General features: G+C 68.5%; 29 protein-coding genes. 10 read left to right on the forward strand and 19 right to left on the reverse strand.

Annotation, left to right across the window (positions count from 1 at the left end; all coding sequences use genetic code 11):
* Nucleotides 1-137 precede the first annotated feature (137 nt).
* On the reverse strand, nt 138-398 hold the full coding sequence (locus tag AB0L60_RS29210; protein ID WP_364620173.1) for a glutaredoxin family protein: 261 nt from the start codon (nt 396-398) through the stop codon (nt 138-140).
* A gap of 183 nt (nt 399-581) precedes the next feature.
* On the opposite strand from AB0L60_RS29210, the gene AB0L60_RS29215 reads away from it, so the two are divergent.
* Nucleotides 582-1,532: an HAD-IB family hydrolase gene (locus AB0L60_RS29215; protein ID WP_364620480.1), complete on the forward strand. Its 951-nt coding sequence runs from the start codon at nt 582-584 to the stop codon at nt 1,530-1,532.
* Nucleotides 1,533-1,717: 185 nt separating this feature from the next.
* Here the strand turns inward: AB0L60_RS29215 and AB0L60_RS29220 are convergent, their stop codons facing one another.
* The 9 genes from AB0L60_RS29220 to AB0L60_RS29260 all read right to left on the reverse strand — a co-directional run bounded on the left by AB0L60_RS29220 (nt 1,718) and on the right by AB0L60_RS29260 (nt 10,285).
* Nucleotides 1,718-2,737, reverse strand: coding sequence for a lysophospholipid acyltransferase family protein (locus AB0L60_RS29220; RefSeq protein WP_364620176.1), 1,020 nt, complete (start codon nt 2,735-2,737; stop codon nt 1,718-1,720).
* Entirely contained in the window at nt 2,734-3,765 is a 1,032-nt protein-coding gene (locus AB0L60_RS29225) for an NAD-dependent epimerase/dehydratase family protein (RefSeq protein ID WP_354847164.1), read from the reverse strand. Before AB0L60_RS29225 ends, AB0L60_RS29220 begins: the two co-directional genes overlap by 4 nt.
* Before the next feature lie 226 nt (nt 3,766-3,991).
* Nucleotides 3,992-4,093 (reverse strand): AURKAIP1/COX24 domain-containing protein, encoded by a 102-nt coding sequence (locus tag AB0L60_RS29230; RefSeq protein WP_003402602.1) that lies wholly within the window; start codon nt 4,091-4,093, stop codon nt 3,992-3,994.
* A gap of 192 nt (nt 4,094-4,285) precedes the next feature.
* Complete coding sequence (locus tag AB0L60_RS29235) at nt 4,286-4,531, reverse strand: helix-turn-helix domain-containing protein (protein WP_071812431.1); 246 nt, start codon at nt 4,529-4,531, stop codon at nt 4,286-4,288.
* A 209-nt stretch (nt 4,532-4,740) separates the two neighbouring features.
* Entirely contained in the window at nt 4,741-5,559 is an 819-nt protein-coding gene (gene proC, locus AB0L60_RS29240) for a pyrroline-5-carboxylate reductase (RefSeq protein ID WP_364620179.1), read from the reverse strand.
* A gap of 85 nt (nt 5,560-5,644) precedes the next feature.
* Nucleotides 5,645-6,541 carry a thioesterase family protein gene (locus AB0L60_RS29245; RefSeq protein WP_364620182.1) on the reverse strand — a complete coding sequence of 299 codons (897 nt, stop codon included), beginning with the start codon at nt 6,539-6,541 and terminating at the stop codon, nt 5,645-5,647.
* 99 nt (nt 6,542-6,640) lie between these two features.
* A complete protein-coding gene (locus tag AB0L60_RS29250) occupies nt 6,641-7,561 on the reverse strand; it encodes a sugar phosphate isomerase/epimerase (protein WP_364620485.1) in 921 nt (306 codons plus the stop codon).
* Nucleotides 7,562-7,583: 22 nt separating this feature from the next.
* Nucleotides 7,584-9,296, reverse strand: a complete 1,713-nt coding sequence (locus AB0L60_RS29255; RefSeq protein ID WP_364620185.1) for a hypothetical protein — start codon at nt 9,294-9,296, stop codon at nt 7,584-7,586.
* Nucleotides 9,293-10,285, reverse strand: a complete 993-nt coding sequence (locus AB0L60_RS29260) for a Ppx/GppA phosphatase family protein (RefSeq protein ID WP_364620188.1) — start codon at nt 10,283-10,285, stop codon at nt 9,293-9,295. Before AB0L60_RS29260 ends, AB0L60_RS29255 begins: the two co-directional genes overlap by 4 nt.
* A 65-nt stretch (nt 10,286-10,350) precedes the next feature.
* On the opposite strand from AB0L60_RS29260, the gene AB0L60_RS29265 reads away from it, so the two are divergent.
* From AB0L60_RS29265 to AB0L60_RS29290, 6 genes are all read left to right on the forward strand, one after another.
* A complete protein-coding gene (locus AB0L60_RS29265) occupies nt 10,351-11,316 on the forward strand; it encodes a hypothetical protein (RefSeq protein WP_364620191.1) in 966 nt (321 codons plus the stop codon).
* 106 nt (nt 11,317-11,422) lie between these two features.
* Nucleotides 11,423-12,175: a hypothetical protein gene (locus tag AB0L60_RS29270; RefSeq protein ID WP_364620194.1), complete on the forward strand. Its 753-nt coding sequence runs from the start codon at nt 11,423-11,425 to the stop codon at nt 12,173-12,175.
* Between the two features lie 38 nt (nt 12,176-12,213).
* Nucleotides 12,214-12,861: a hypothetical protein gene (locus AB0L60_RS29275; protein ID WP_364620197.1), complete on the forward strand. Its 648-nt coding sequence runs from the start codon at nt 12,214-12,216 to the stop codon at nt 12,859-12,861.
* 174 nt (nt 12,862-13,035) lie between these two features.
* A complete protein-coding gene (locus tag AB0L60_RS29280; protein ID WP_364620200.1) occupies nt 13,036-13,491 on the forward strand; it encodes an Ig-like domain-containing protein in 456 nt (151 codons plus the stop codon).
* Between the two features lie 22 nt (nt 13,492-13,513).
* The gene (locus AB0L60_RS29285) at nt 13,514-14,008 is read left to right on the forward strand and encodes a hypothetical protein (RefSeq protein WP_364620203.1); all 495 of its coding nucleotides are present in this window, start codon (nt 13,514-13,516) and stop codon (nt 14,006-14,008) included.
* A 256-nt stretch (nt 14,009-14,264) separates the two neighbouring features.
* On the forward strand, nt 14,265-14,621 hold the full coding sequence (locus AB0L60_RS29290; RefSeq protein ID WP_364620206.1) for a hypothetical protein: 357 nt from the start codon (nt 14,265-14,267) through the stop codon (nt 14,619-14,621).
* A 105-nt stretch (nt 14,622-14,726) separates the two neighbouring features.
* On the opposite strand, the gene AB0L60_RS29295 is transcribed toward AB0L60_RS29290, so the two are convergent.
* From AB0L60_RS29295 to AB0L60_RS29305, 3 genes are all read right to left on the reverse strand, one after another.
* Nucleotides 14,727-15,416 (reverse strand): response regulator transcription factor, encoded by a 690-nt coding sequence (locus AB0L60_RS29295; protein WP_154790977.1) that lies wholly within the window; start codon nt 15,414-15,416, stop codon nt 14,727-14,729.
* Nucleotides 15,413-16,663, reverse strand: a complete 1,251-nt coding sequence (locus tag AB0L60_RS29300; protein WP_364620210.1) for an ATP-binding protein — start codon at nt 16,661-16,663, stop codon at nt 15,413-15,415. The genes AB0L60_RS29295 and AB0L60_RS29300 overlap by 4 nt, the downstream gene beginning before the upstream one ends.
* A 165-nt stretch (nt 16,664-16,828) precedes the next feature.
* Nucleotides 16,829-17,215: a helix-turn-helix domain-containing protein gene (locus tag AB0L60_RS29305; RefSeq protein ID WP_364620212.1), complete on the reverse strand. Its 387-nt coding sequence runs from the start codon at nt 17,213-17,215 to the stop codon at nt 16,829-16,831.
* 88 nt (nt 17,216-17,303) lie between these two features.
* On the opposite strand from AB0L60_RS29305, the gene AB0L60_RS29310 reads away from it, so the two are divergent.
* From AB0L60_RS29310 to AB0L60_RS29320, 3 genes are all read left to right on the forward strand, one after another.
* A complete protein-coding gene (locus AB0L60_RS29310; protein WP_364620214.1) occupies nt 17,304-18,029 on the forward strand; it encodes an NAD(P)-binding domain-containing protein in 726 nt (241 codons plus the stop codon).
* A 16-nt stretch (nt 18,030-18,045) separates the two neighbouring features.
* On the forward strand, nt 18,046-18,609 hold the full coding sequence (locus AB0L60_RS29315; protein ID WP_364620217.1) for a TetR/AcrR family transcriptional regulator: 564 nt from the start codon (nt 18,046-18,048) through the stop codon (nt 18,607-18,609).
* Nucleotides 18,610-18,689: 80 nt separating this feature from the next.
* Nucleotides 18,690-19,721, forward strand: a complete 1,032-nt coding sequence (locus AB0L60_RS29320) for a medium chain dehydrogenase/reductase family protein (RefSeq protein ID WP_364620220.1) — start codon at nt 18,690-18,692, stop codon at nt 19,719-19,721.
* 87 nt (nt 19,722-19,808) lie between these two features.
* Here AB0L60_RS29320 and AB0L60_RS29325 read toward each other — a convergent pair whose 3' ends face one another.
* From AB0L60_RS29325 to AB0L60_RS29350, 6 genes are all read right to left on the reverse strand, one after another.
* Complete coding sequence (locus AB0L60_RS29325) at nt 19,809-21,857, reverse strand: CocE/NonD family hydrolase (protein ID WP_364620222.1); 2,049 nt, start codon at nt 21,855-21,857, stop codon at nt 19,809-19,811.
* Nucleotides 21,858-22,132: 275 nt separating this feature from the next.
* Complete coding sequence (locus AB0L60_RS29330; protein ID WP_364620226.1) at nt 22,133-22,870, reverse strand: phosphoglyceromutase; 738 nt, start codon at nt 22,868-22,870, stop codon at nt 22,133-22,135.
* On the reverse strand, nt 22,867-23,790 hold the full coding sequence (locus AB0L60_RS29335) for an ROK family protein (RefSeq protein WP_364620230.1): 924 nt from the start codon (nt 23,788-23,790) through the stop codon (nt 22,867-22,869). The genes AB0L60_RS29330 and AB0L60_RS29335 overlap by 4 nt, the downstream gene beginning before the upstream one ends.
* Nucleotides 23,791-23,970: 180 nt before the next feature.
* Nucleotides 23,971-24,561 carry a YbjN domain-containing protein gene (locus tag AB0L60_RS29340; RefSeq protein ID WP_364620233.1) on the reverse strand — a complete coding sequence of 197 codons (591 nt, stop codon included), beginning with the start codon at nt 24,559-24,561 and terminating at the stop codon, nt 23,971-23,973.
* Nucleotides 24,558-25,925: a D-inositol-3-phosphate glycosyltransferase gene (gene mshA, locus AB0L60_RS29345; protein WP_364620236.1), complete on the reverse strand. Its 1,368-nt coding sequence runs from the start codon at nt 25,923-25,925 to the stop codon at nt 24,558-24,560. Before mshA ends, AB0L60_RS29340 begins: the two co-directional genes overlap by 4 nt.
* A gap of 119 nt (nt 25,926-26,044) precedes the next feature.
* Complete coding sequence (locus AB0L60_RS29350) at nt 26,045-26,869, reverse strand: alpha/beta hydrolase (protein ID WP_364620239.1); 825 nt, start codon at nt 26,867-26,869, stop codon at nt 26,045-26,047.
* Between the last annotated feature and the right edge of the window lie 47 nt (nt 26,870-26,916).

Below are 26,916 nucleotides of genomic sequence, written 5' to 3' on the forward strand. Positions count from 1 at the left end.
AATTCAGTCACTTTGCGACAGGCTCCGGCCCCGGCTTCATTCAACCCTCATCAGCGCGAACCCGCTACGCAACACACCGGTGGGAAGGGGCCGAGGAGGCCCGCTGTCGCGAACCCCCGAAAAGCCCCTATTGCGCCTTATTTCGCGAGGTCGGCACGCAGTCGCGGCTCGTCCACGTCGAAATAGCTGTGCTCGCGCCCATCGAGTAGCACGACCGGCAGCCGGTCGCCGTATTCGGCGCGCAGGCCCGGATCGGTGGCGGCGGCCTCGTCCACGTCCACGGTCGCGACCTCGATGCCGAACTCGGAGCAGATCGGCCGCAATTGTTCCAGTGCCGTGTGGCACAGGCCGCAGCCGCTGCGGGTCAACAGAGTCACAGCATGTGTCGAATCGCTCATAGCCACCATCTAACAACTCTCCGATATGTCGTTCACCGTCTACGTTGCGGCCACCCCCGGGCGTTACTGTGGACTTGTTCGCGCTAACAGGCGGAGGTACTGGTGCCGGAACGTTCGAAAGAGCAGGGGACGGGCTTCATCGCGGGCCGCTTCGGTGAATTCCCGGCGCGCTGGGGTCAGGGCCTGCAGGACCTGCAGGATCAGTTCACTCGCGTCACCCGCAGTCCGTTCGGTCCCAGCGAGGAAGAGGTCCGCGCCAACCTGGCCGGCGAGGCCAGCGCCGACGCCGCCATCGCCCTGCACGACGCCGAACTCGCGCTGCGGGACGACGGCGCGCCGCCCCTCGCGGTCCCCCGTGACCTGACCGCCGCCGCCTTCTTCGATGTCGACAACACCATGGTGCAGGGCGCGTCCATCGTGCACTTCGCCCGCGGGCTGGCCGCGCGCAAGTACTTCAAGACCTCCGACCTGGTCGATATGGCCTGGAAGCAGGTCAAATTCCGGGTCACCGGCAAAGAGAGCCACTCGGATATGGCCTCCGGCAAGGAGAAGGCGCTTTCCTTCATCGCCGGCCGCCCGACCGCCGAACTCGCCGCGCTCGGCGAGGAGATCTACGACGAGATCATCGCCGACAAGATCTGGCCGGGCACCCGGGCGCTGGCCCAGATGCATCTCGACGCGGGCCAGCAGGTGTGGCTGGTCACCGCCACGCCGGTGGAGCTGGCGCAGGTCATCGCCAAGCGGCTGGGCCTCACCGGCGCGCTGGGCACGGTCGCCGAGAGCGAGGACGGCGTGTTCACCGGCCGCTTGGTCGGCGACATCCTGCACGGGCTGGGCAAGGCCCACGCGGTGCGCACCCTGGCCATTCGCGAGGGCCTGAACCTCAAGCGCTGCACCGCCTACAGCGACAGCCACAACGACGTGCCGATGCTCTCGCTGGTCGGCACCGCCGTGGCCATCAACCCGGACGCGGACCTGCGCGAGGTCGCCAAGAACCGGGGTTGGGAGATCCGCGATTTCCGCACCGGCCGCAAGGCCGCGAAAGTCGGTGTGCCCACTGCCCTCGCACTCGGCGCGGCGGGCGGCGCGGCCGCGGCCGTACTCTCGCGTAAGCGGGAAGCCAAGGCCAGCTGAATCGATTTCGTTGACCGCTGGCCACAGCGCGGAAAAATACCAACTGCGACAACTGATTTCGTAAGGGGTGGGGTAACTCACCGGGTACGCCCAAATGGGTCGGGCACCCGACCGGCGGCACGGGTGACCAACGTCAACGGCTCTCAGCTGTCCGCTGAAATTCCCGGGGAGGCGGGGAGCAAGAGCTAGCCGGTGAACGGATTACGGCGTTTGATCAGATTCTTGTACAGCGTCCCCTGAATGGTTTCGCGGACCTGATCGGTGACTTCGAACATCGTCATCGGATCATCGGCATCCGCCGGTTCGTATCCGGCGGTCGAAATCGGTTCGCCGAATTCGATGTACCACTTCGACGGGAAGGGAATGGCACCGAGCGGACCCAGATGCGGAAACAGCGGCGTCACCGGGAAATACGGGATACCGAGCAGGCGGGCCAGCGGCTTCAGATCGGCCAGTTTCGGATAGATCTCCTCCGAACCCACAATGGAGCACGGAATGATCGGCACGCCTGTGCGCACCGCCGCCGACACGAAACCGCCACGGCCGAAACGCTGCAGCTTGTACCGGTCCGAATACGGCTTGCCGATGCCCTTGTAGCCCTCGGGGAACACGCCCGCGACTTCGCCCGCGCGCAACAGCCTTTCGGCGTCCGCCGGGCAGGCCAGGGTGTGCCCGGCCTTGCGGGCCAGCCCGCCGAGGATCGGCGTCTCGAAGATCAGATCGGCGGCCAGGATGCGCAGCGCCCGCTGCTTGGGGTGCCGGTCGTGCACGGCCAGCTGCAGCATCAGCCCGTCCAGCGGCACCGTGCCCGCGTGATTGGCTACGATGAGCGCGCCGCCCACCTCCGGAATGTTCTCGATGCCCGACACCTCGACCCGGAACCACAGGTCCGATAGCGGGCGCAGCATCGGGAGGATCACCGATTCGAGAAGGTGCTCGTCCAAACCGAATTCGTCGACCTGATAATCGCCGGTCAGGCGGCGGCGCGCGAAGTCGGCGGTGTAGCGGACCCCGTCCGCAACGGTCCCCCGGATCAGGTCGCCCAGCGACTTGGGCTGGCGTGCTTCGGCTTCGGCGAGCCGATCGGTCAGCGAGGTCACCGGGGTGAGCGCCGGTTCCCCCACCGGCCACGCCCGGGACGGCCGGCTGTGCCGCGTCTCGAAATCCACGTCGTGAAGTCGAATCACCTTCGCTACATCACTCATTGGTGTGCTCCCGTCCCGGCCCCGAGCAGGCCGAGAAGTTTGTTTTCTGCGGCGTCGATCCACGTGGGATCGATCACGGGCCGCAACGCTGCGCCCCCTATGAAGTCGTCGAACGCCTGCACCGTGGTCCAGCGGGGCTGGAAGCCCAGTTCGGTGCGCATCCGGGTGGTGTCCAGACCACACCCGAAATGGAAGTAGTCGATCTGCTCCGCGGTGAACTCCCGCATGACCGGGCCCATCACGGTCCGCCCGACGGTGCGGAAAACCGCGTACGGAACCGGCAATTCGACCCGCCCGGCCCGGCGGATCGCCTGCGACAGCGCCATCGCGCCGTCACCGGCCACATTGAAGGTCCCGCCCGGAGCCGTCATGGCCCCGTGGACGAGGGCGGCGATGCCGTCCTCCTCGTGCAACAGCTGCATGCGCGGATCACGCCCGAGGATGGTCGGGGTGATCGGCGAACGGAAATACTGCACACCTCGTTTGGCCAGCTGCGGCCCCACGATCGGCGGAAAGCGCAGAATGGCCGCCGAGATATCGGGCCGCCGCCGCGCCAGCCCGCGGACGAAGCCCTCCACCTCGATCATGTCCCGGGCGAACCAGCCGCGCGGCGGCGTGCGCGCGCTCATTTCCTCGGTGAATTTCACCGGGTCCTTGGCGCTGCACCCATAGACGGCGGAGGAGGACCTCACCACCACCCGCCGCACGCTGGAAGCCTTGCGGCACACCGCGAACAACTGCATGGCGCCGAGGACGTTCATGTCCTTCATGGCGGCCCGGCCGCCGCCCGAGGGCGGGCGCGACAGCGCCGCGGGATGCACCACCGTGTCCACCTGATTTCCGTCGATAACCTTGCGGATCAACGGATTACGAATATCGGCGCGCACGAATTCGGCGCGGCCCATACGGCGCAGCAGCTCCCGGCTGGGCTGTTTGGCGTCCACGGCGATGACGCGTTCGACCGCGGGGTCGGCCGCCAGCCGGGCCACCACATTGCCGCCGAAGAACCGGCTCGCACCGGTCACCATCACCACCCTGGGCGCCTGCCCATCCCGAGTCCCTGCCACTCCGGATCCCACTCGCAGCCCCCATGTCTTGAATATCGCCGCTGTGTTATTCCCGCGCTCCCAGGGTAACCGGCGAGTAGGGACCATCCGAAGGGTATTAACCAGGATCTAACGATGACTTCAATCACCTGTGAAAAACGAAAGCCCGTCACCTGAGGTGACGGGCTTCCAGCTACGACACAGCGGCTTACTTGCCGAGTTTGCGCCGCTGAACACGCGTGCGGCGAAGCAGCTTCCGGTGCTTCTTCTTCGACATGCGCTTGCGGCGCTTCTTGATCACAGAACCCATAGGGTTGTTCCTCGCGTTCTCTCGGGTCATCCCCGCTTCCGCGGGGTGCACACTGTCTGACCCTGCACAGTCCCTACCCGATACGGGCCGAATGGACCCGGCGGCACCACCGGCACGTACAGGATGCCGGTCCATGCTACCGGGCCACTCTCCGGCGAACGAAACGGGTGGCCGATCGGTTATCCGGGTGTACTACCCCGCGTCGAAGTAGGACGTCTCCAGATAGTCGTGCACCGCCTTGGCGTGTACCCGGAAGGAACGCCCCACCCGCACCGCGGGCAGCTCTCCCGAATGCACCAACCGGTACACCGTCATTTTGGATACCCGCATCAGATTCGCGACCTCGGCGACGGTGAGGAACTGAGTTCCGCCGCCGATGACGGATCCTGCATTGATTGGGCTGTTTCCGGACCTCGCTTGGCTGTTTCCAGACATCATTGCGCCACTGACCTCCGGCACGTCCGCGCCGCCGGCTTCCCCACCGGCGGAACAGACACGCACGTGCTCCTTGAAGCTTAGCGGGACCAGTGGGATTGCTGCGACGGGTGTGAGAAATCAGCCTTTGCCGTGGCGAGTCGGCCTTCGGCAGCAAACCAGCAACCGAGCAGTATTGGAATGCGGGGAGCGCACTCGCCGCACCTTCAACGTTAGTCCGCGATCGCGCCGAGTTCGGCGGAACGGCGTTTTGCGGCGTCCAATGCGTCGTGGAAAGCCGAGCGCACCGCACCCCGCTCCAGCGCGCGCAGGCCCGCCGCGGTCGTGCCCGCGGGCGAGGTGACGGCAGCACGCAATTCCGGAGCAGACTGCCCCGACTCCTCGAGCAGGGCCGCCGAACCGAGCATCGTCTGCGTCACCAGCTGGGCGGCCACATCGTGGCTCAGACCCAGGCCCACCGAGGCGTCGATCATGGCCTCGACGATCAGGAAGAAGTACGCCGGGCCCGAACCCGACACCGCTGTGACGGCATCCATCTGCGATTCGGCGACCGTCACCACCTTGCCCACCGACTCCAGCATCTCGGTGACCAGGGCCAGCTGTTCCTTGCGGGCGTAGCGGCCGGGCGCGATGGCGCTCATGCCCTGGCCCACCAGCATCGGCGTGTTCGGCATGACCCGCACGACCGGGAAGCCGGCGGGCAGCCGGGCCTCCATGCGCGCGGTCGGCACGCCGGCGGCCAGCGACACCAGCACCTGATCGTGGTCGTCGCCCAGTTCGGCCTTGCCCAGCTCGGCGACCACGGCGTCCACATCGTTCGGCTTCACCGCGATCACGATGAGGTCCGCGGACTTGGCGGCATCGGCGATGTCGTCGGTGGCGCGAATCCCGAACCGGTCGGCCAGCATTTCGGCCCGCGCCGGCACCGGCTCCACGACGACCAGATCCTTGTTCGCCCGCCCGGACTCGAGCAGACCGGCGATCAACGCCTCCCCGATCCGACCCCCACCGATAACCGCAATCCTCGTCATGGGAGTCAAGGCTAGCTGTCCCGCCCCTCCGGGCCTTCAGCGCACAGCCGAGGAGCGCTGGCGTTGAGAACGCGTGCCGGCGGGGTCAGCGGGGTTGGGGGATGAGGGCCAGTTGGCGACTCTGGGCGACGATGGCGCCCGTCGAGTCGATGACGAGCTGGTCCTCGTCGAACATGCGATTGCCGACCTCGCGGCTGTGGGCGATGACGCGCAGCCAGCCGGGGGCCGGGCGGCGGCGCAGGTAGGTGGTGAGCTGAACCGTGGGGGCCCAGCCGAAGTGGCCGAGGTTCATGGGGACCGGGGGGCTCATGTCGGCGGCCATCAGGGCGAAGAAGGCGGCGACGTCGGAGTCCTGTTCGTCGCCTGCGAAGGGGCGGATCCAGAGGCGCAGGCGCGGTTCGGATTTCTCGCCGGCGAGGAAGCGGGCCCAGGCCGGGTCGATGGCGACCGAGGAGCCCTGGGCGACATGGACGAGCTTGCCCATGGGGTTGCGCTCGTCGTAGACGAGGGCGTCGGCGGGCGGTTCCGCGGGCATGTCGCCGGCGTGGTCGCCGGCGTACTGCGGGACGGCGTCGTCGAGGTGGCTGAAGGTGAAGGCGGTGTGCACCAGGGTGCGGCCGTCCTGGATCAGGCTGGCGTCGAGGAGGGCGATCTGGCGGCCCAGCTTGCGGGTGCGGACCTCGTACTCGACCTCCCCGGGGACGGGTGCGCCGAGGAAGTCGGTGCTGGCCGAGATGGGGAACATGGCGGCCTGCGCGGGCGCGGTGCGGCGCAGCCATTCGGTGGCGGCGGCCGCGCTGCCGGCGACCATGGTGCCGCCGTGCAGTTTGTCGCCGATGGTCCAGGTGGGTTCGATCAGGCCCGCGTAGCGGCCGAGCTCGGGAGTCCCCGCTTCGACCTCGGTCAGCGCGCAGACGCGGCTGAACGGCGCGTTCGCCAGTTCGCTCGCCGATTCGAGATCGACGGTCAACTCCGTTGTCATCCGCTGTCCTTCCACTGTCGCGATTTGTACAGCGTAAACGGACGGTCGGGTCATTCCGCCCCAGCGGTGGGATGAATCACGCAACCCTCGCCGAGGCTCTCAGCCGCGGTGGGCGACGGTCGGCTCGGGGGTGGGAGCGGGGGTGAAGGGGTTGAGGTGGGTGCGGGCGAAGGTGAGCGCCCGGTTGAGCATGGCGGCCCGGTCCATGGTGGTGCGGGCCATCTGGGTGTTCACCTCGATGACGGCCTGGCCGTCGAAACCGTTGCGCACCAGCATGTCGCAGAGTTCGACCACCGGCTGGGTGCCCTCGCCCGGGATCAGGTGCTCGTCGGTGGCGGCGCCGCGGCCGTCGGCCAGGTGCAGGTGGGTGAGGCCGGTACCCATGCGTCCCGCCAGCACGCGCGGATCCATACCCGCGGTGGCGGTGTGCGAGGTGTCGAGCGTGTAGTGCCGGAAGCCGACGTCGGTGGGGTCGAAGGAGGGGCTGAAGGTGGTGATGGAGGGGCCGGGGCCGCCGCGGCGCTGCAGCCGCTCGATCGAGCTGCGACGGAACAGGGTGTCGGCGCGCATCGGGAACATGTTCTCCACGGCCACCGCGACCGGGCTCGAATTCTCCAGTTCGGCAACCTGTTTCGCGAACCCGTCGGCGTAGCGGCGCTGCCAGCGGAAGGGCGGGTGCACCACCACGGTGGCCGCGCCCAGCGCCTCGGCGGTGTGCACGCTGCGGGTGAGTTTCGCGATCGGGTCCGACCCCCAGACCCGTTGCGAGATCAGCAGGCACGGCGCGTGCACGGCCAGCACCGGCAGGTCGTATCTGTGCGCGAAATGCTGCACGGTCGAAATGGACTGGCTGGCGGGCTCGGCCCACACCATGAGTTCCACGCCGTCGTATCCGAGTTCGGCCGCATAGCGGAAGGCGGCCTCGGTGTTCTCCGGATACACCGATGCGGTCGAGAGCCCGACCCGGACTTCCTTTCGACCCGCCCGGTCCTCGGTGCTCGCCCCCTGCGCTTGCACGATGTTCCCCACTGCTGCTCCCTGCTCAGTTCGTACTGAGTAGAAAGGCTAGCGGTCCGAGCGTCACGAAGACGCCTACGACGACGGCAATCACAGTGCTGAAGATGTCATCGGTGCGGCGCAGTACCCGCACCAGGGCGACCAGGCCGAGAATCACGATCATGGCCAGGGCCAGGGCCACCCACGGGAGCATTTCCCACATGCGTTCGAAGCCCTTGAACAGCAACATGCCCGCGACGGCGGCGCCCACACTCTGGCCCGCGATCATCAGCCATTGCCGGCGATGCTCATCGTCGTCGGAGCGGGCCGCGGCACGCGGGCGGGCCGGGGCGCCGCGCGTGCTCTTGCTCTTGCGGGCGAAGGAGCCGGCCTTCTGCGTGAGCGCGGAAAGCCGTCCGCCCAGCGACGTCTCGGGCTCGTCGTCGTCATAGTCGTCGTAGTCGTCGAACGGCTCGTAGAAATCGGTGAGGTGGTCGTCGGGCTCCGGCTCGGGCGCCACCGCACGACCGCGCCCGCCGGGACGTTTGCCGGCATTTCGCGAATTCCGTTCCGCGCGTTGATCGTCGCGCTGCTGGGCCTCGCGGAGCAGATCACCCGCCACCGATTCGCCGGAGAGCAGCTGCTGATCGGAGTCGGCCAGCGACGACCACGCGGCGGTCGGCACCGCGGCCTGATCCTGGCGGTCGCGGACGGGATCGACGTCGGGTCGTCGGTGCGCGGACCATTCCGGAAGTCCGTTCGCCGCACCGTGGTCGACTCCGCGGCGGTCGACGGCCGGGCCCTGGGGGGCATTCTGGACCTGCGATTCCGCATGCCGGCGCGCCGAGCGCGACATGGGCGGCGCGGCGGGCGCGGCCTGCGGCGGCTCGAAGGGCGGCCGATCCTGCCCGGGGGTGCGCGGTAGCGGTTCGGGTCCCGGCACCGGCGACCACGCGGGGGCGGCCGGCTGGAATTGGGTGCGGGCCGGGTCGCCGAAGGGCGGCTGGTCCTCGTACGGCGGCCGGTCGTCGAAGGGCTGGCGGACCGCGGGGTTGAACTGGGTGCGGGCGTCCCCGTCGACGGGCTGGCCGGTATCGCCGCGGAACGGACGCACCTCGTCGGTGTTCTCGTCGTCCGGGTCGTAGCGGCGCCGGCGACCGCCCTCGCGCGGCGCGGCGGGCGGGGCGGGAGGTTCGATGCCCGGCAACCGGCCCAGCGCGACATCGGAGTCCAGCGGGTCCGGCTTGCGGCGGCGGCCGCCGCTCGGGCGAGCCTCCGGTAGCGGATTCTCGGTCGGCGGCCAGTCCAGACCGGCGGACCAGTCCTGGGACGGCTCCGGTAGGGACGGCGGCTGCGGGACGGGGGCCAGCGGGTCGTAGTAGGAGATCGGCCCGGAGAGCGGCGAATACGCGGGGTCCGGATCGGGTACCGCATCGTACTGTGAATAGTCCGGCTTGCCCGATGCGGCGGCTACCAGGTCCGAATAATCCGGAAAGCTCGAATAATCAGGATGATTCGAGAAATTCGAAGAGTTTGAATAGTCCGATTCGCTCGGGGCGGGCTCGGCCACGTCCTCGTCGGGCGCGGCGTGTGAGGACGATCCCGCGCTCACCACCGGGATATCGCCGGTCAGTTCCGCGACGGAAATGCCACGGCCGCTTCGACGTCTGCGCCCGCCGCCGCCGGCGGGGGCCCCACTCTGCTGGCCGTTCCGCGCCAGCAGCTCGGCGACGGACAGCTGGCTTGAATCCTCGGTCATCGAGACACCGTTTCGATCGGGCCCGACAGGCCGCTGTCGGGGCCGCCGGTAATCGGTTCGCTATCCAGGTCGGTATCCAGTTTGCGCAAGATCAATCCCTCTCGCAGTGCCCAGGGACAGATTTCGAGCGTGTCCAGGGACAGAGCCCGCATACTCGCCTCCGCGACCAGCGCACCGGCCACCAGTTGCTGCGACCGATCAGAACTTACGCCTTCCAATTCTGCCCGGTCGGCGGCCGTCATTCTCGATATGAACGCAATCAGCTGCCGCAGGCCGGAACTGGTGAGAGTACGCCGCACCCGGGGTCCCGCAACAGAGGGGGCGGCGCCGGTCAGCCGGGCCAGCGAGCGGAAGGTCTTGGAGGTGCCCACCGCCAGATCCGGGCGGCCCACCTCGAGCAGTTGCTTGCTGGGCAGCACGAGCTCGGCGTCGAGCCAGTCGCGCAGCACCGCGACCCGGCGCTTACCCGGCGGATCGTGGCGCAGCCAGTCGCGGGTCAGCCGGCCGGCGCCCAGTTGCAGCGAGAGCGCCACATCCGGCACCTCGTCCGCGCCGTTGCTCATCTCGAGCGAGCCGCCGCCGATGTCCAGATTCAGCATCCGCCCGGCGCTCCAGCCGTACCAGCGCCGCACCGCGAGGAAGGTGTGCCGAGCCTCATCGACACCGGTGAGCACCTTCAGATTGACTCCGGTCTCGCGCCGCACCCGGGCCAGCACCTCGTCGGAGTTGGTGGCCTCGCGGACCGCGGAGGTGGCGAACGCCATCAGCTCCACGCAGCCGGAAGTCTTTGCGATACTTGCGAATTCGGCTACCGTCGCGGTCAGCCGCGTCGCGCCCGCGGAGGTGATCCGCCCCTGGTCGTCCATGTTCTCGGACAGACGCAGGGCCGACTTCGTCGAACTCATAGGCATCGGGTGTCCACCCCGATGCGCGTCCACCACGAGCAGGTGGACGGTATTGCTTCCCACATCGAGTACACCGAGCCGCACAAGAACACGGTACTGGGTGGGTCAGGACTTCTGGCCAGGCGACTGAGCTGTTAGCGTTCCGCATTGTGACGGCAGGTGCATCGGCGAGCGGACCGACCGGGCTGCGACCAGCGGCGAAGATCGACCCGGCGCCCGAAGTTGAACTCGACTTCCCGCGGGAGTGGATCGAATTCGTCGATCCAGCAAATGATGAGCATTTGATCGCGGCCGATCTGACCTGGCTGCTCTCGCGCTGGACCTGCGTTTTCGGCACTCCGGCATGTCAGGGCATCATCGACGGCCGCGAGAACGACGGCTGCTGCTCGCACGGCGCGTTCCTCTCCGACGAGGAGGACGGCAAGAAGCTGCATCAGGCTGTGAAAATGCTCACACCTGAGGACTGGCAGCTGATGGACAAGGCCGCCGACGAGAAGGGCCGGGTCCGCAAGAAGCTGTACCTGGAAGAGGACGACCTCGACGACGAGCCCGCCCTGCGCACCCGGCGGGTGGACGGCGCCTGCATCTTCCTCAACCGGCCCGGCTTCGCCGGGGGCATCGGCTGCGCGCTGCACACCATGGCGCTGCGCAAGGGCCTGGAGCCGCTCACCGTGAAGCCGGAAGTGTGCTGGCAGCTGCCCATCCGCCGCACCCAGGAATGGGTGGACCGGCCGGACGGGGTGGAGATCCTGCGCACCGTGATCACCGAGTACGACCGCCGCGGCTGGGGGCCCGGCGGCCTCGATCTGAACTGGTACTGCACCGGTTCGCCGGATGCGCACGTCGGCACCCGACCGGTGTGGGAGGCTTACGCGCCCGAGCTGATCGAGCTCATCGGCAAGCCCGCCTACGACGCGCTGGCGCAGCACTGCAAACGCCGTCAGGGCCTGGGCATCGTGGCGGTGCACCCGGCCACGGCCATCGCCGAGGAGAAGGCCGCCGAGGCCGCGTCCGCCGCCGAGGCCGCGACCGCCGCCGCCGCCGAGGCCGCGACCGCCGCGAAGCCGGCAAAGAGGGCCAGGCCGGCGAAGAGGGTCAGGCCGGCGAAGAAATAGCGGAGTACTTGCCGGTAATTTTCTGAAAAATACTAATTTCAGATTCACGCTCGCCTACTGTGCGTCGGACCCCTACCTAGTGGGTCGCAGTACAGGAGAACGCATAGTGAGCACAATCCCCTTGGGCGGCCGCCACATCGGCGCCGGACTGGCCGTTCTGGCCATCGCGACCGGCGCCGTCTCGGTCCTCGCCACGCACGAGGCGCCCGCCGCCCACGCCACCGTCGACACGATCACCATCTCCGACCAGAACCCCGTGGTCGGCGGCACCTACACCGTCAGCGCCACCGTCAGCGGCTGGGAATTCGGCCTGCTCTGCTACTGGCAGGACAACGGCGTCGCCATCACCAACCCGGCCGCCCAGGTGCCGTGGCCGGTCAACCACTCCAGCGCCAGCTGGACACCCACCACGCCCGGCATGCACACCATCACCCTGAAACAGGGCGGCTCGTCCAAGAGCCTGGTCGTGAACGTCAGCAGCGCCACCACCACACCGCCCACCACGACGACGGTCCCCCCGACCACCACCACGGTCCCGCCGACCACCGTCCCCCCGACGACGACCACGGTCCCGCCCACCACCACCGAACCGCCCACCACCACGACGGTGCCCCCGACCACCACGACAGTCCCGCCAACGACCACGGTCCCGCCGACCACCACCACCGAACCGCCCACCACCACGACGGTGCCCCCGACCACCACGACAGTCCCGCCGACCACCACGGTCCCGCCCACCACCACCGAACCGCCGACGACGGTTCCCCCGACCACCACCACGGCCCCGCCGACCACCACGACCACGCCCGCACCGAACGGCGGCACCGGTAGCGCCAACGGCCTGCCCTTCGGTCTCTGACAGGTCACCGAATTTCCTTGGTACGCACAGGAGTACACATGCGCACAACCACCGTCCGCCGCCTCGGCGCCGGTTTGGCGGGGCTCGCCGTCGTCACCGGCGGGGCCCTCACCCTGCAGTTCCACGAGGCGCCCGCCGCCCACGCCACCGTCGACACGATCACCATCTCCGACCAGAACCCCGTGGTCGGCGGCACCTACACCGTCAGCGCCACCGTCAGCGGCTGGGAATTCGGCCTGCTCTGCTACTGGCAGGACAACGGCGTCGCCATCACCAACCCGGCCGCCCAGGTGCCGTGGCCGGTCAACCACTCCAGCGCCAGCTGGACACCCACCACGCCCGGCATGCACACCATCACCCTGAAACAGGGCGGCTCGTCCAAGAGCCTGGTCGTGAACGTCAGCAGCGCCACCACCACACCGCCCACCACGACGACGGTCCCCCCGACCACCACCACGGTCCCGCCGACCACCGTCCCCCCGACGACGACCACGGTCCCGCCCACCACCACCGAACCGCCCACCACCACCACCACCACCACGGTCCCGCCCACCACCGTCCCCCCGACGACCACGGTGCCGGCGACCACGACCACGCCGGGCAGCGTCGGCACGGGTAGTGGTGGCACCGGCAGTGCGGGCACGCTGGTCGGCGGTCTGCTGAGCGGGCTGTTCGGCAGCAGCTAGACCGGTTCCGCATCGAGGGGCGTGACAGGGTTCTCTTCCGAGCCCGGTCACGCCCACTTAAACCAAGCGGACGCTTGCTTCATAATTTCTGCGAAAAGCATCCGCTTCAGACTCCTGGTCCCTTAGGGTGCGGAAGCCCGCACACCGCAGCGCGGGAGCACAGGAGAGCAATACATGCGCAACACATCACAGAGGATCAGCGCGCGCCGAGCCGGCGTGGGGATCACCGGCTTCGGCGCCCTCGCCGCCGCGGCCGTGGTCGCCGCACCCGCGTCGCTGGCCGCGGTGGACACCGTCAGCATCGATCAGGCGAACCCGGTGGTCGATAAGGCCTACACCATTTCGGCCACCCTCAGCGGAGCCTCGATCGGCCTGCTCGTGTACTTCAGCGACAACGGCAACGAGATCGGCCCGCCCAAGATCCCGTCGCCGCCCGGGCATGCGTCCATCAGCTGGCGGCCCACCACCAGCGGACAGCACATCATCACCGCGTCCCAGGGTCCCAACAGCCAGTCGATCGTGGTGCAGGTCGCCGACGCGCCCCTCGGCTCGGGGTCCAGCAGCACCGGCAGCGGCTTCGGGCCCGCCGGTCCGCTCGGCAGCGGGAGCAGCGGTACGACACCGAACTAGCAAGCAAGACAGGACTTTCCGCATGAGCAGCATTCGTGGCTCGAGATCAGCCCGACGGATCGGCGCGAGCGTCGCGGGCCTCGCGACCGCCGCCGCTGTGGCCGTGCTGGCCGCACCGCAGGCCGCCGCCACGGTCGACTCGGTCGCCATTTCCGGCAGTGCCCCGTACACCATCAACACCAGCTACACCCTCACGGCCAACCTCAGCGGCGTGGGCGTCGGCCTGCTCGTCTACTGGTCCGACAATGGCGCCAACATCACCAACGGCTTGGGCGTCGTGCCCTCGCCGGTCGGCTACTCCCACGTCGACTGGAAGCCCACCACCGCGGGCCAGCACATGATCACCGCCTCGCAGGGCGGCAACACCAAGACCATCATCGTGAACGTGACCGATCCGTCCCAGCCGGGCGGTGGCGGTGGCACAGGTGGCGGCACCGGCGGTAGCGGCGGGACCGGCAGCGCGGGTTCGGCGCTGGGCGGCCTGCTCGGCGGGCTGACCGGCAGCGCCGGCTCGTAGCGCATCGGTTTCGTGCCCGCCGTCACATCGCGGCGGGCGCGAACATCCCGAGTCCGGCCCGCGTCGTTATGTGACGCGATCGCGGATGTCCGGGAGGTGAACAACCGGTGTGGCCGGGCGACAAACGAATCAGGCTGCGCAGAAGTATATTTCGCATCCCGTCCGGTCCGATGACCTCGGGATGTGAATAGCCCGAAGTATGCGCGACATCGTTCCGCTGTTGCGAATTCACCGGAGCGTGTTAGACATCCTGGCCATGATCAAGAAAACTCTCGCCGCCACTGCGCTGGCCGCAGGCTCCGTTCTCGCCATCGCGCCGCAGGCGTTCGCCGACAACGCCGACCCCAATGCGTACAGCGATCGCACCGCCGACTTCGTCGCGTACAACGATCCCGCAGCCCTGGGCGCCAAGGATGCCGGCAAGCAGATCATCGTCAGCCCGTACGGCACCAGCCACACCATCGCGTGCAAGGGCAATGGCGCCGACGTGCCGTGGTACGGCTGCATGCAGCAGGACAACCCGGGCCTGGGCTGGATCATTCTGGACAAGCAGGACCTGCCGGGCCTCGGCCCCGCGTGGGTCGACACCATGAAGAACGACCCCAACGCCTGAGCAGCGGAGACCGCCGGGGGCCGCACGAAGGACTTGGTCGGGAGTAAGCCGAACCCGCCCGCTTCGCGAATTCGAAGCGGGCGGGTTCTTTGTCGTCCGGGTGGGCTACGCCTCGAGCTTGTAGCCCAGGCCGCGCACGGTGACCAGGTGTTCCGGCTTGGCCGGGTCGGCCTCGATCTTCGAACGCAGGCGCTTGACGTGCACGTCGAGGGTCTTGGTGTCGCCGACGTAGTCGGCACCCCAGACGCGGTCGATGAGCTGTCCGCGGGTGAGCACGCGACCCGAATTGCGCAGCAGGTATTCGAGCAGGTCGAACTCCTTGAGCGGCAGGGTCACCGCCTTGCCGTTCACCTGGACGGTGTGGCGGTCCACGTCCATGCGCACCGGGCCGGCCTCCAGCACGCTGGTCTCGCTGCCGTTGTCGGGTTCCTCGCCGGCGCCGCGGCGCAGCACGGCCCGGATGCGGGCGATCAGCTCGCGCGAGGAGTAGGGCTTGGTGACGTAGTCGTCGGCGCCCAGTTCCAGGCCGACCACCTTGTCGATCTCGCTGTCGCGCGCGGTCACCATGATCACCGGGACGCTGCCGCGAGCGCGCAGTTGCTTGCACACGTCGGTGCCGCTCATGCCGGGGAGCATGAGATCGAGCAGGACGATGTCCGCGCCGGAACGGTCGAACTCGGCCAGGGCGGCCGGGCCGTCACCCACCACGGTGACCTCGAACCCCTCCTTGCGCAGCAGGAACGCGAGCGGATCGGCCAGCGACTCCTCGTCCTCGACGATCAGCACACTCGTCATCGGGTTGCCTCCACACCGTTGGTTCTGGCCCGCCCGAGGGGGCGCGAGCCGTTTTCCTTCTTGGCCACCGGAACACCGGTGGCAAGTCTCTTGTCGACCTGCCCGTTGGAATCGGCAGGGTGGGCCGGGATACGCAGGGTGAACGTCGATCCGGTGCCCAGTTTGCTCCACAGGGTGATCTCACCGTTGTGGTTGGCGGCCACATGCTTGACGATAGCCAGACCGAGGCCGGTACCGCCGGTGGCACGCGAGCGCGCCTTGTCGGCCCGGAAGAAACGCTCGAAGACGCGCTCCTGGTCCTCCTTGGAGATGCCGATGCCGCGATCGGTGACCGCGATATTGACGTAGCCGCCGCGCAGCGCCCGGCTCACCGACACATGCGAGCCGCGCGGGGAGTAGGCGATGGCGTTCTCGACCAGGTTGGACAGGGCGGTCACCAGCAGGGTCTGGTCGCCGAGCACCTCGAGGCCGCTGGTGGCGTCGGTGGAGACGGTGATGCCCGCGGCCTCGGCCACGTTGCGGGAGCGCTCGATGGCCTGGGTGACGACGGTGTCGACGTCGACGGCTTCGAGTTCCGGCAGCCGTTCCGCGCCCTGCAGGCGGGACAGTGCGATGAGCTCGGTCACCATCTTGCCCATGCGGCGGGCCTCGCCGTGCAGGCGTTCCCCGAAGTGCCGCACCGAGTCCGGATCGTCGGCGGACTCCAGCAACGCCTCGGCCAACAGGCTCATGGCGCCGACCGGGGTCTTGAGCTCATGGCTCACATTGGCGACGAAGTCGCGGCGGGTGGCCTCCATGCGGGCCTGCTCGGAGTCGTCGTCCGCGAACAGGACCACGAAGTTCGTATTCTCCTGCGAGAGCGGCCGAGCAACCCCTCGGACAGCGAGGCGGGCGCGGCCCGGCATGGGGATCTTGGCGGTGAGTTCGAAATCGACATCCTGGCCGCCGGCCAGCACCTGTTCCACCGCGGCCCAGGCGCGCTCGTCGAGCAGGCGGTCGTGGACGACGCCCAGCTCCTCGGCGCGCGGGTTCACCAGCACCACGTCCCGGTACTGGTCCACCACGGCGATGCCGGACTCGGAGGCGAGCACGATCAGGTCCAGGACCTGGGACATGGTCAGCCCGGTGTCGGTGACGGCGCGCAGGCGCTCCTGGCGAGCGTTCACATACGGAATGAGCAGTCCTCCGACGGCCAGTCCGACTACGGCCGCCAGGACTGCCAAAAGCACGGCCTGTGGAACGCTCACACTTTGAATCGTACGGTCGCCGACGCGGGGTCAAACCCCGGGTGCTGGAAGTTTCACGCAGGTCATGGGCACTTCCATCCTCGTTAGCCCGGCGTTTACGCAATGTTCGGTCAGCGTGTCTCGACCGCTGAGCGCCCTTGCGGCAACCACTTTCGCGATCGCGGATCAGTCCTCGGCGTCGCCGTAGAGGGCGGTGCGGACGGTGTCCCCGTGGCGGTCCGCCCACTCCCCCAGCGCGAAGATGGGGATGAGCAGGTCCGCGCCCGCCGGAGTCAGCGAATACTCCACGCGCGGTGGGGCTTCCGCGTATCGGCGACGTTCCAGCAATCCCATCCGTTCCATGCGCCGCAGCGTCTGGGTGAGCATCTTCTGACTGATGCCGCCGATCGCCCGCCGCAACTCCACCGGGCGCATCGGGCCCTCGCGAAGTGTGTAAACGATCACAGTCAGCCACGAATTGCCGAATACGTCCACGGCCAGCCGCGCGGGGCAATCGGATTCGAGCCCGCCGTACTCCGCGAATTCCACCGGTTCGATGATCTCGGCCGTCATGAATCCAGCCTGCCACCGCCATTGGGCACCCGGGAGTGCGCATCGGAATCCCTAGCGTCGATTTCGCAAGCCAGACCAAGGAGTTCACATGCGAATCGGAATCATCGGAGCCGGACAGATGGCCCGCGCCCTCGGCGGCGGCTGGGCCGCGGCCGGACACGAAATCGCGCTCGGTGCACGCACTTCGGCCCGCGCCGACGAGGCAGTAGCCGTCATCGGCCACGGCGCACGAGCCACCACCATCACCGACGCCGCTCGCTTCGGCGACGTCACACTGCTCGCCGTCCCGGTCGACGCCCTCGCCGAGGTGCTCGCCGCGGCGAACTCGGCGAACGCGACGGGCGTGGATGCGGCGGACGGAACCGACGGACGACATGCCCTGGCGGGCCGCACGCTGATCGACTGTACGAATGCCTTCGCGCCCGACAGCGGAGGGTTCACCCTCTCCGAACCCGCTGTCGCGGAACGGATCGCGGCCACCGCACCCGGAGCCCGGGTGGTGAAGGCGTTCAATCTGCTTGCGGCCGAGGTCTGGGCGGGCCAGCACCGCGAGTTCGAGGGCCGCCCCCTGACCGTTCCGCTGTGCGGCGACGACCCGAACGCCATGGCGACGGTGGCCGCCCTGGCCACGGACCTGAAGCTGCATCCGGTCCACGCGGGCGGCCTCGTCCAGGCCCGATACCTCGAAGCGACTTCGGCTTTCGTCGTCGGCCTCTGGTTCGCGGGCCACGACGCCCGAGCCATGTTCCCGCCCTTGGAGTCCGCCTTCGCCGCTGCCGATCAGGCCGATGGCTTGCCGGGAATCCGAGAGTGAGTGTACGGTCACTCACATGAACAGGCGCGGGATCGCACTCTCGACTTCGGACATCCGGCGGGAAGCCGTACTGGACGCGGCCATCACCGAATTCGCCAAGACCGGATTCCACGGGACCCCGATCAACACCGTCGCCGCGACGGCCGGGATCTCCCCCGCGTACGTGTTCAAGCTGTTCCCCAGCAAGGTGGAGTTGTTCGTCGCCGCGCTGGACCGGTGTTTCGAGCGGGTCGAGAGGGCGCTGGCCACCGGAGCCGCCCGGACACCGGGCGGCGATCCGGAGCGGGTGCTGCACGAAATGGGCGGGGCCTACGCCGAATTGATCGCGGACAAGAGCCTGCTCATGCTGCAGGTGCACGCCCTATCCGCGGCCGATACGCCCGATATCGCCGCGGCCATGCGCCGCGGCCTCCAGCGCATCACCGCCTTCGCCGAAACCCGTTCCGGCGCAACGAGTGAGCAGGTGCAGCACTTCATGGCCTACGGACAGCTGTGCCACCTGATCACCACCCTCGGCCTGGATGCCGGCGAGGGCGCCTGGGCCGCCACCCTGACCGCCGGAATTCGCCACTTCAACTGACCTTCACGCGCCCTCCGACGAGGGCGTTTCTTTCAACCACAGAGTGATTGACCAATCACACACCTGAGAGGGACACACCGATGTCGAACATCGTCGCCACCGAGGTCGTGCTGCCGGGACGCGTCGAGCCGGAGGGCCTGACCGTCACCGACCGCGAATTGCCGCCGCCGGGCACCGGCGAGGCGCTGGTCCGCATGGAGGCGACGGGCGTGTCCTTCGCCGAACAGCAGATGCGGCGCGGCAAGTACTACGACCAGCCCGCGTTCCCGTTCGTGCCCGGCTACGACATCGTCGGCGAGGTGCTCGCGGTAGGAGCCGGGGTCGATCCGGCCCTGGTCGGCCACCGGGTCGCGGCGCTGACCAAGACCGGCGGCTGGAGCAGTCACCTCACCGTGCCCGCGGGCGATCTGGTGCCGGTACCCGACGGGCTGGCGGCGGACGCGGCGGAGACCTTCGTCGTCAATGGCATCACCGCCTGGCAGATGCTGCACCGGAAGGCGAAGGCCCGTGCGGGGCAGACGATTCTGGTGCACGGGGCGAACGGGGGCGTCGGCTCGACGCTGGTGCAGCTGGCCCGCGCCGCCGGAATCCGGGTGATCGGGACGGCGTCGGCGCGCAATGCGGACGCGGTGGCCGCGCTCGGCGCACTGCCGGTGAACTATCGCGGGGACGTGGCGGCCCAGGTGCGGGCGCTCGCGCCGAACGGGGTGGACGCCGTCTTCGATCATGTCGGCGGTCCCGGCATCGCGGACTCCTTCGCATTGCTGGCGCCCGGCGGCACCCTCGTCTCCTACGGCAGCGCGGCCACCAGGGACGAGGAGGGCGATTCCCGGCTGCCGGTGCTGAAGCTGTTCGCCCGGCTGCTGTGGTGGAACGCGCTGCCCAACGGGCGGAATGCGTCCTTCTACAACATCTGGGCCGGACGCCGCCGCCTCGCCCGGTTCCGGGCCCAGCTCGCCGCGGACCTCGGCGCGGTGCTCGATCTCGCGGAGCGCGGCGTGCTGCACCCCCAGATCGCGGCCCGAATCCCATTGCGGGAGGCCGCTCGGGCGCTCACCCTCGCCGAATCCGGCACCGTCACCGGCAAAGTCGTCATCCTCGGCGAGGCCTGAACCTCGGCACCGATGCGGGCGAAAAGCAAAACCCCGGGTGTGCACGCCGTTGTGCGCACCCGGGGCTTCGATCCCGGAGGGACGGATTCACCAGCCGGTGTTACCGCGGACCGGGATGTTCACGAAGCTCGGCCGATCGGGGTCGAGCTGGAGGTGTTCGGGCTTCAGACCGGTGTCGATGAGCATCGGCAGGATGGGCAGGCCCTTGGGGAAGTTGCCGGCGAAGACGTCGACGCGCAGGCGGTGGCCCGGCTGCAGGACGGCCTGGGTGCCGCCGAGGGCGATGTCGAGGGTGGTGGCCTCGCCGGGGACGGTCTCCTCGCGCTTGTCCAGGGAGGTGAAGGCGCGCGGGTCGGTGTAGTCGCCGTTGGCGGAGCGCGTGCTGTTGGCCTCGTCGACCTGGCGCAGCGAGGCCATGAGTTCGCCGGAGGTCAGCACGGTCGACTGGCCGTCGGGGGCGACGTCGTTGACGGTGACCGTCCAGTAGCCGTCGGCGGCGTCCTGAACGGTGTTGAGGTGCACCGCGATCGGGCCCGAGACGGTGGTGGCCGCGGCCACCGGCGCACTGGTGAAGGTGAGCGCGTTGGTCTCGGCGATGCGGGAGTCCTTGGCGCAGGCGTCGACCAGGTTCAGGATGCCCGCGGTGGCCTGGGCCGCGTCATTGGAGCAGACGGTGGACAGGCCGGGCGCGACGGTGAGCCGGTCGGTGTCGCCATTGGCGTCCGCGGTGAGCGAGCCGTCGTAGACGCTGTTCGCGGTGCCGGAGCGCTGCGACGAGAGGTACATGCGGCGGTAGTCGGCGGCCTCGGAAACCGGTGCGGTGGGCCCGAATCCGCCCTGGGTGGTCCAGCCGCCACCCTGCTGCTTGAGGGTCACCGGGCCGTACTGATCGATGCCGTTGTCGATGCCCTTGAGCCACTTGTCGAACCAGGCGCGCTGTAGCACGTCCAGGCGCGGCGGCGCCCCGACCCGGTTGACATCCGCACCCGAGGTGACGTGGTAGGTGTTGCCCATGAGCAGTTGCTTCTGGCCGGGCGGCAGCGGAATCTGGTTGTAGATCTTGGATTCCGAGTAGGTGAACAGGTCGTGCCAGCCGCCGGTCACGAAGGTCGGCACCTGGATCTTGGCCGGGTCGCCCAGCCACTCCTGGCGTTCCTGACTGAAGCCGTTGAGCATGTCCTTGACGCGCGGGTCGATGCTGTTCATGTCCGTGCTGGTGTAGGCCGACATGAGCACGTCGAGGTAGCCGAAGGGATCGTTGACGCGGTCCTGCAGCCATTGGAAGTCGAAGGCGCCGTTGGCGATCGAGGCCAGGTCCGGCACCCACTTGAGGCCGTTGATGGCGCTCAGCCACAGCGGAATGAAGTTGAAGCCGAAGCCGCCGCCGGGCGCGAGCACGTCGTCGATGAGGTCGCTGCCGGGCACGATGGGGAAGATGGCCTTCAGCGCGGGCGGCTGTTTCTCGGCGGCCTGCACCTGGTTGATGGCCGAGTAGGACAGGCCGTTCATACCGATGCGGCCATTGCTGAAGCCCTGTTTGGACGCCCAGTCGATGACCTCGACGGTGTCCTGCTGTTCGCGGCCGCGCAGCATGTCCCACTCACCCTGCGAGAAGCCGGTGCCGCGCACGTCCACGACGACCTGCGTGTACCCGGACTTGATGAGCTGGCGGTCGACGGAGAAGTTGCGGAGTTCGCCGTTGCCCGCCGCGTTCAGCAGTTCACCGAAGCCGGTGAGCGGAGTGCCGTCGAGGTGGATGTTGCGGAAGACGTCGAGGAGCGCGTCGGACAGGCCGGGAATGGAGAAGGCGCTGTCGGCGACGTTCGACACCAGCTTGGTGTAGGGCGTCATATTGACGACGGTCGGCGTCGGGGCGTCGATGGGATGACCCGCGGCGTCGGCCGGATGGTAGACATTGGCCTTCAGGACGGTGCCGTCGCTCATGGTGATCGGGACGTCCCAGTCGATGAAGACGTGGGGGTACTGCTGCTGCCCGTCCTCGGTGGTGGTCCATTCGGCGCCCGCGGCACCGCCGTCGGGGCCGGTGGGTATGGCGGCATCGGCGGTGATGCCGGCAACAGGCAGGAGCAGAGCGGCCGCGGCGGCCGAGACCGTGGCCCGTAGCGCGTGCTTCATCGAAGGTGATCTACCTCTCGCAAATGGTCGAACGCCCAGCAGCATATCTACTGCGAAGTAAGTTGCAAACCCCGGTTACAGACACCGATTTAAACTGGCAACGCTTCGACAAATTCTTTTGCGAGGCAGGGAAATACCCTACGCTCACGTAGCGAGACGCGGATCACAGTAGTGGATAAGGCATTCCGATCGAGGCTTCGACGCGAAACCTTCGCCGGAAATGAAAAACGCGCTGCGACCGGATAATCCGGTCGCAGCGCGAGTTTCGTTTCGAATTACTTGCCGCCCTGGCCGGCCACGGCTGCGGCGCCCGCCGCGGCGGCCTCGGGGTCGAGGTATTCGCCCTTGCCGATCGGCCGCAGGTTCTCGTCCAGCTCGTACTTGAGCGGGATACCGGTGGGGATGTTCAGCTCGGAAATCTCCTCGTCCGAGATGTTCTCCAGGTGCTTCACCAGGGCGCGCAGCGAATTACCGTGCGCGGCAACGAGAACCGTCTTGCCCGAGCGCACATCGGCCGCGATGGTGTCCTCCCAGTAGGGAACCATGCGGGCCACGACGTCCTTGAGGCACTCGGTGCGCGGCACCTCGATGCCGGCGTAGCGCGGGTCGCCGTCCTGGCTGTACTCGCTGTCCACCTCGATCGGCGGCGGCGGGGTGTCGTAGCTGCGGCGCCACAGCATGAACTGGTCGTTGCCGTACTTCTCCTTGATCTCCGCCTTGTTCTTGCCCTGCAGCGCGCCGTAGTGGCGCTCGTTCAGGCGCCAGTCGCGGACCACCGGAATCCAGTGCCGGTCGCAGGCGTCGAGGGCATTGTTGGCGGTGCTGATGGCACGGCGCAGCAGCGAGGTGTAGACGATATCCGGCAAAATCCCGTGCTCGGCGAGCAATTCACCGGCACGCTTGCCTTCCGCGACACCCTTGTCGGTGAGACGAACGTCCACCCAACCGGTGAACAGGTTCAGGGCATTCCATTCGCTCTCGCCGTGGCGCAGCAACACGAGGGTGTACGTCATGAGGTCATCCTCCCACGCGGGGTTTCGCCTGCATTCGCGGCCCCGAGGGCGAGAATCGCGGCACCCTGCAGGGTGGCCTGATCGGTCAATTCGGACGGCACCACGCGCAGTCCGCGCAAGAACTTCAGCCGCGCGTGTGCCGCGGCGGCGGTCCGCAGCGGACCCCACAGCGGTTCGCCGGATTGCGCGAAGCCGCCCCCGATGACCACGAGATCGGTGTCGAGCAGAGCGGCGGCCGAGGCGACAGCCGTCCCGATCGCGGTGCCCGCGCGCTCGAGGGCGGCCACCGCGATCGGCTCCCCCGCGTGCGCCGCGGCCGCGAGCTCCACACCGGTCGTTCCGGTCCAGCCCTGCCGCCGCGCCCAGCGCACCGCGGATTTGCCACTCGCCACGGCTTCCACACAACCGAATCCACCACACGCGCAGGGCTCGTCCTGACCGGGTACGACGATATGACCGACGTGCCCGCCATTTCCGGTGCGTCCCATGACAACCCGGTCATCGGAGATGATGCCGCCACCAATTCCCGACGAAACGGTCATGGCGAGCACATTCGGCACCCCGCGCGCAGCCCCGAACCGCTGCTCGGCCAGCACCAGGCACACACCGTCGATGGCGAACCGAATCTCGGCCTCCGGAAACAGTTTCCGCACCGCATCCACGATCGGAAATCCCTCTGCCCACTCCGGAATATTGAGCGGCCCGCAAACTCCGGCACCCACATCCACCGGCCCGGCCGACCCGATGCCCACCGCACTGATTCGGGCATCCCCGGCGACATCGGTCAGCAATGCCCGGCAGGCATCCCACACGCCGGATTCCGGCACCGCGATCCGCCGCGGTTCCCCCGCCACCCCATCCGAATCCACGGTCGCCGCAGCGAATTTGGTCGCTCCGATATCCAGCGCCACTACCGTCATCGCCGACCGCCTCCTGTGCGCTTCCGTGTCCCGATGGCCCGGCCGATTCTCGCGCACGGAGCTCGTTCTCCGTATGCCGAGGTAACGACTGATTTCGTAACGGTCGGGGTAACTCGTCGGGGACGTCCGAAATCGGTTCGGCTCCCAGCCTCCGGCACGCGTTCCCGGCGCCGACGGCCCTCAGCCGTGCGCTGAAGTCCCGGGGAGGCAGTCAGCGCTGTCTACCAGGTGTTCGAAGGCGCGGAGGTTCGCGAGGGATTCGCCGCGGGCGACCCGCCATTTCCATTCCTTGCGAATGGATTCGGCGAAGCCGAGTTCGAGGAGGGTATTGAAGTCGGCGTCGACGGCCTCGAGGATCTGGCCGAGCCAGCGGTCGAGTTCGTCGGGGGTGACGCGGTCGTTGGACATGCGGCCGACCAGGTAGATGTCGCCGACGCGGTCGATGGTGTAGGCCACGCCGTAGAGGCGGCGGTTGCGGCGAAGCAGGAATTTGTAGACGCCCTCGAAGTTCTCGTCGGGCTTGCGGCAGACGAAGGACTCCATGCGGACGCCGTGCTTGCCGACGCTGACGCCGATGACGGTCTTGAGCTTGCGTTCACCGGGGAGCACCACCACGAACAGGTCGGGGGCTGCGCGGGTGTACTCGATCTCGCGTTCGCGCAGCGTCTCGTCGATGAGTTGCGCGGTGGCGCGGGCGGTTTCGTCGTTCAGGCCGCCGGTGCTGGCATGCGGGCGAGGCGTCCACTCCTCGATACGGTCCGCCTCGCTCATCTGCGTACTGCTCCCATCCGACGCCGCCATAGCGCCAGCGATCTGGCGTGATTGCTGTCTGTGTGCAGGTTACCGCTGTGCGGCCGGATGGCCGGCGCCTGGGCGAGTGCGGCGGCATAGCTGTCGAGCAGCGCCTCGGCCGTGTGCGCCCAGGAGAAGTTGGCGGCGTGCCCGACCGCGGCCCGGCCCATGTCCTCGAGCTTGGACGGATCGTCGAGCAGCGAATGCAGGGCGGCGGCCCAGTCGCCGGTCTGGTGGCCGGGGACCAGCAGGCCGGAGACGCCGTTGTGGACGGCGGTGCTCAGCCCGCCCACATCGGCGGCGAGCACGGGGGTGCCACTGGCCTGCGCCTCGATGGCGACCAGGCCGAAGGATTCGTTGTAGCTGGGCACGGCCACCAGGTCGGCGGCCCGGTAGACCTGCACCAGCCGGTGCGCGGGCTGGGGCGGCAGGAAGGTGACCCGGTCCGAAATGCCCAGGGCCGCAGCCAGTTCGATCAGGGCCTCGGGTTTCTTCAGTCCGCTGCCGGACGGGCCGCCCACGATCACCACGCGCAGCGGGCGTTGCGGCGGGGTCGGCATGGCGGCCTCCTCGGCCAGCACCTGGGCGGCCGCGCGCACCAGCACGTCGGGGGCCTTGAGCGGCTGGATGCGCCCGATGAAGGCGACGATGCGCTCGTGCGCGGGCAGGCCGAGTTCGCGGCGGGCGGCGAGTTTGTCGCCGGGCTGGTAGCGGGTCAGGTCGGCGCCTGGCAGGGCGACATCGATGTGGTCGGGGTCCGCGCCGTACAGCTCGATCAGCTGCCGGGCCTCGTCGGCGGTATTGGCGACCAGCCGGTCGGCCTCGGCGACGATCTGCTTCTCACCGATCTCGCGGACCGCGGGCTCGGGGCAGTCGCCCTCGGCGAGGTAGGCGTTCTTGACCGCGGCCAGGGTGTGGGCGGTGTGCACCATGGGCACCCGCCAGCGGTCGCGGGCCAGCCAGCCGACCTGGCCGGAGAGCCAGTAGTGCGAGTGGATGAGGTCGTAGTGGCCGGGCAGATTGCGGGCCTCGGTGCGCAGCACCTCGGCGGCGAAGGGGCACAGCTGGGTGGGCAGATCGTGCTTGTCGAGCCCCTCGAAGGGCCCGGCGGCCACCGTGCGGACCAGTACGCCCGGCGCGGCCTCGACGACCGGTTCGTCATTGGAGGAGGTTGCCCGGGTGAAGATCTCGACCTCGGTGCCGCGACGGGCCAGTTCGATGGCGGTCTGCAGCACGTAGACGTTCATGCCGCCCGCGTCGCCGGTCCCGGGTTGGGCGAGTGGTGAGGTATGCACCGATAGCACGGCAATCCGATTGGGCCGTAGGTCCAGGCGCTGACTCACCACTCCAGTGTGCACGGGGGTAGTAACACCCCATGCACGGGTTACCTTCCCAAGTGAGGTCGGTCACAACTCGCATGAGGCGCTCGCGGCCTCCGCCCCCGAACTCCCGCGACGCGCGATTACCCCAGCGCCTCAACGAAATTGGTGATCTCCGTCACGAACCGGCCGGGATCCTCGATGAAGAGGCCGTGCTGCGCGCCCTCCCAGTAGGAGGTCCGCACGTCCGGCGCGGTGCCGGCGATGTAGCGGCCGTTCTCGATCGGCACGACCGGATCGGCGGTGCCGTGCAGCACCAGCACCGGCACGTCCAGGCCGCGCAGGGTCTCGGTGTTGTCGACGGTGCGATAGAACAGGGCCTTGCGCACCCGGGGCAGCGTGGCGATGCTGCCGCCGAACAGGCGCTGGGCGTCCACGCCCTTGTCGCGGCCGGGCCCGGTATTGGCATTGCCGAAGGCGGCGAAACCGCGCATGGCCTTGCCCGCGCTCTCGTCGAAGACGTCGGGGATGGCCTTGCTCATGCCCGGACCGGTCTCCGCGCCCTGGACGCCGCGGCCGATATTGGCCTGTGAACCGGTGTAGACGACGCCCGCGATCGCGCCGGTCCCGTAGGCGGTCAGGTAATCGGACAGCACGATGCCGCCGTAGGACCAGCCCAGCAGGATCGCGCCGGAGGAGATGTCCTCGGCGGCGAGCACCGCGGCGATATCGGCTGCCCAGTTCTTCGGGTCGTCGTATCCGGCCTCGGGAGCGTCGGAGTAGCCGTGGCCGCGCAGGTCGACGGCGATCACCCGGAATTGCTCGGCGAGCAGGTCGGCGGCCTGCCCCCAGCAGTGCAGGTTTCCGGACCAGCCGTGCAGGAGCACGAGCGGCCGGGCCTCCTCCGGACCGGTCACCCGGTAAACGATGGTCGTGCCGTCCGCGCTTGCTACTTCCCGAATCGCCATAGGAGTGAGGCTAACCACCCGCGACGCACCGGCGACACGCCCTGCCT

The organism is Nocardia sp. NPDC051981 (genome assembly GCF_040680715.1).
Classification (GTDB): domain Bacteria; phylum Actinomycetota; class Actinomycetes; order Mycobacteriales; family Mycobacteriaceae; genus Nocardia.

What these genes read in the sequence shown, in the direction of transcription:
- AB0L60_RS29210 (WP_364620173.1), bottom strand. Translation starts at nt 398, where the DNA reads ATGAGCGATTCGACACATGCTGTGACTCTGTTGACCCGCAGCGGCTGC.
- AB0L60_RS29220 (WP_364620176.1), bottom strand. Translation starts at nt 2,737, where the DNA reads ATGAGTGATGTAGCGAAGGTGATTCGACTTCACGACGTGGATTTCGAG.
- AB0L60_RS29225 (WP_354847164.1), bottom strand. Translation starts at nt 3,765, where the DNA reads ATGGTGACCGGTGCGAGCCGGTTCTTCGGCGGCAATGTGGTGGCCCGG.
- AB0L60_RS29230 (WP_003402602.1), bottom strand. Translation starts at nt 4,093, where the DNA reads ATGGGTTCTGTGATCAAGAAGCGCCGCAAGCGCATGTCGAAGAAGAAG.
- AB0L60_RS29235 (WP_071812431.1), bottom strand. Translation starts at nt 4,531, where the DNA reads ATGATGTCTGGAAACAGCCAAGCGAGGTCCGGAAACAGCCCAATCAAT.
- proC (WP_364620179.1), bottom strand. Translation starts at nt 5,559, where the DNA reads ATGACGAGGATTGCGGTTATCGGTGGGGGTCGGATCGGGGAGGCGTTG.
- AB0L60_RS29245 (WP_364620182.1), bottom strand. Translation starts at nt 6,541, where the DNA reads ATGACAACGGAGTTGACCGTCGATCTCGAATCGGCGAGCGAACTGGCG.
- AB0L60_RS29255 (WP_364620185.1), bottom strand. Translation starts at nt 9,296, where the DNA reads ATGACCGAGGATTCAAGCCAGCTGTCCGTCGCCGAGCTGCTGGCGCGG.
- AB0L60_RS29275 (WP_364620197.1), top strand. Translation starts at nt 12,214, where the DNA reads ATGCGCACAACCACCGTCCGCCGCCTCGGCGCCGGTTTGGCGGGGCTC.
- AB0L60_RS29280 (WP_364620200.1), top strand. Translation starts at nt 13,036, where the DNA reads ATGCGCAACACATCACAGAGGATCAGCGCGCGCCGAGCCGGCGTGGGG.
- AB0L60_RS29285 (WP_364620203.1), top strand. Translation starts at nt 13,514, where the DNA reads ATGAGCAGCATTCGTGGCTCGAGATCAGCCCGACGGATCGGCGCGAGC.
- AB0L60_RS29290 (WP_364620206.1), top strand. Translation starts at nt 14,265, where the DNA reads ATGATCAAGAAAACTCTCGCCGCCACTGCGCTGGCCGCAGGCTCCGTT.
- AB0L60_RS29295 (WP_154790977.1), bottom strand. Translation starts at nt 15,416, where the DNA reads ATGACGAGTGTGCTGATCGTCGAGGACGAGGAGTCGCTGGCCGATCCG.
- AB0L60_RS29305 (WP_364620212.1), bottom strand. Translation starts at nt 17,215, where the DNA reads ATGACGGCCGAGATCATCGAACCGGTGGAATTCGCGGAGTACGGCGGG.
- AB0L60_RS29310 (WP_364620214.1), top strand. Translation starts at nt 17,304, where the DNA reads ATGCGAATCGGAATCATCGGAGCCGGACAGATGGCCCGCGCCCTCGGC.
- AB0L60_RS29315 (WP_364620217.1), top strand. Translation starts at nt 18,046, where the DNA reads ATGAACAGGCGCGGGATCGCACTCTCGACTTCGGACATCCGGCGGGAA.
- AB0L60_RS29320 (WP_364620220.1), top strand. Translation starts at nt 18,690, where the DNA reads ATGTCGAACATCGTCGCCACCGAGGTCGTGCTGCCGGGACGCGTCGAG.
- AB0L60_RS29325 (WP_364620222.1), bottom strand. Translation starts at nt 21,857, where the DNA reads ATGAAGCACGCGCTACGGGCCACGGTCTCGGCCGCCGCGGCCGCTCTG.
- AB0L60_RS29330 (WP_364620226.1), bottom strand. Translation starts at nt 22,870, where the DNA reads ATGACGTACACCCTCGTGTTGCTGCGCCACGGCGAGAGCGAATGGAAT.
- AB0L60_RS29335 (WP_364620230.1), bottom strand. Translation starts at nt 23,790, where the DNA reads ATGACGGTAGTGGCGCTGGATATCGGAGCGACCAAATTCGCTGCGGCG.
- AB0L60_RS29340 (WP_364620233.1), bottom strand. Translation starts at nt 24,561, where the DNA reads ATGAGCGAGGCGGACCGTATCGAGGAGTGGACGCCTCGCCCGCATGCC.
- AB0L60_RS29350 (WP_364620239.1), bottom strand. Translation starts at nt 26,869, where the DNA reads ATGGCGATTCGGGAAGTAGCAAGCGCGGACGGCACGACCATCGTTTAC.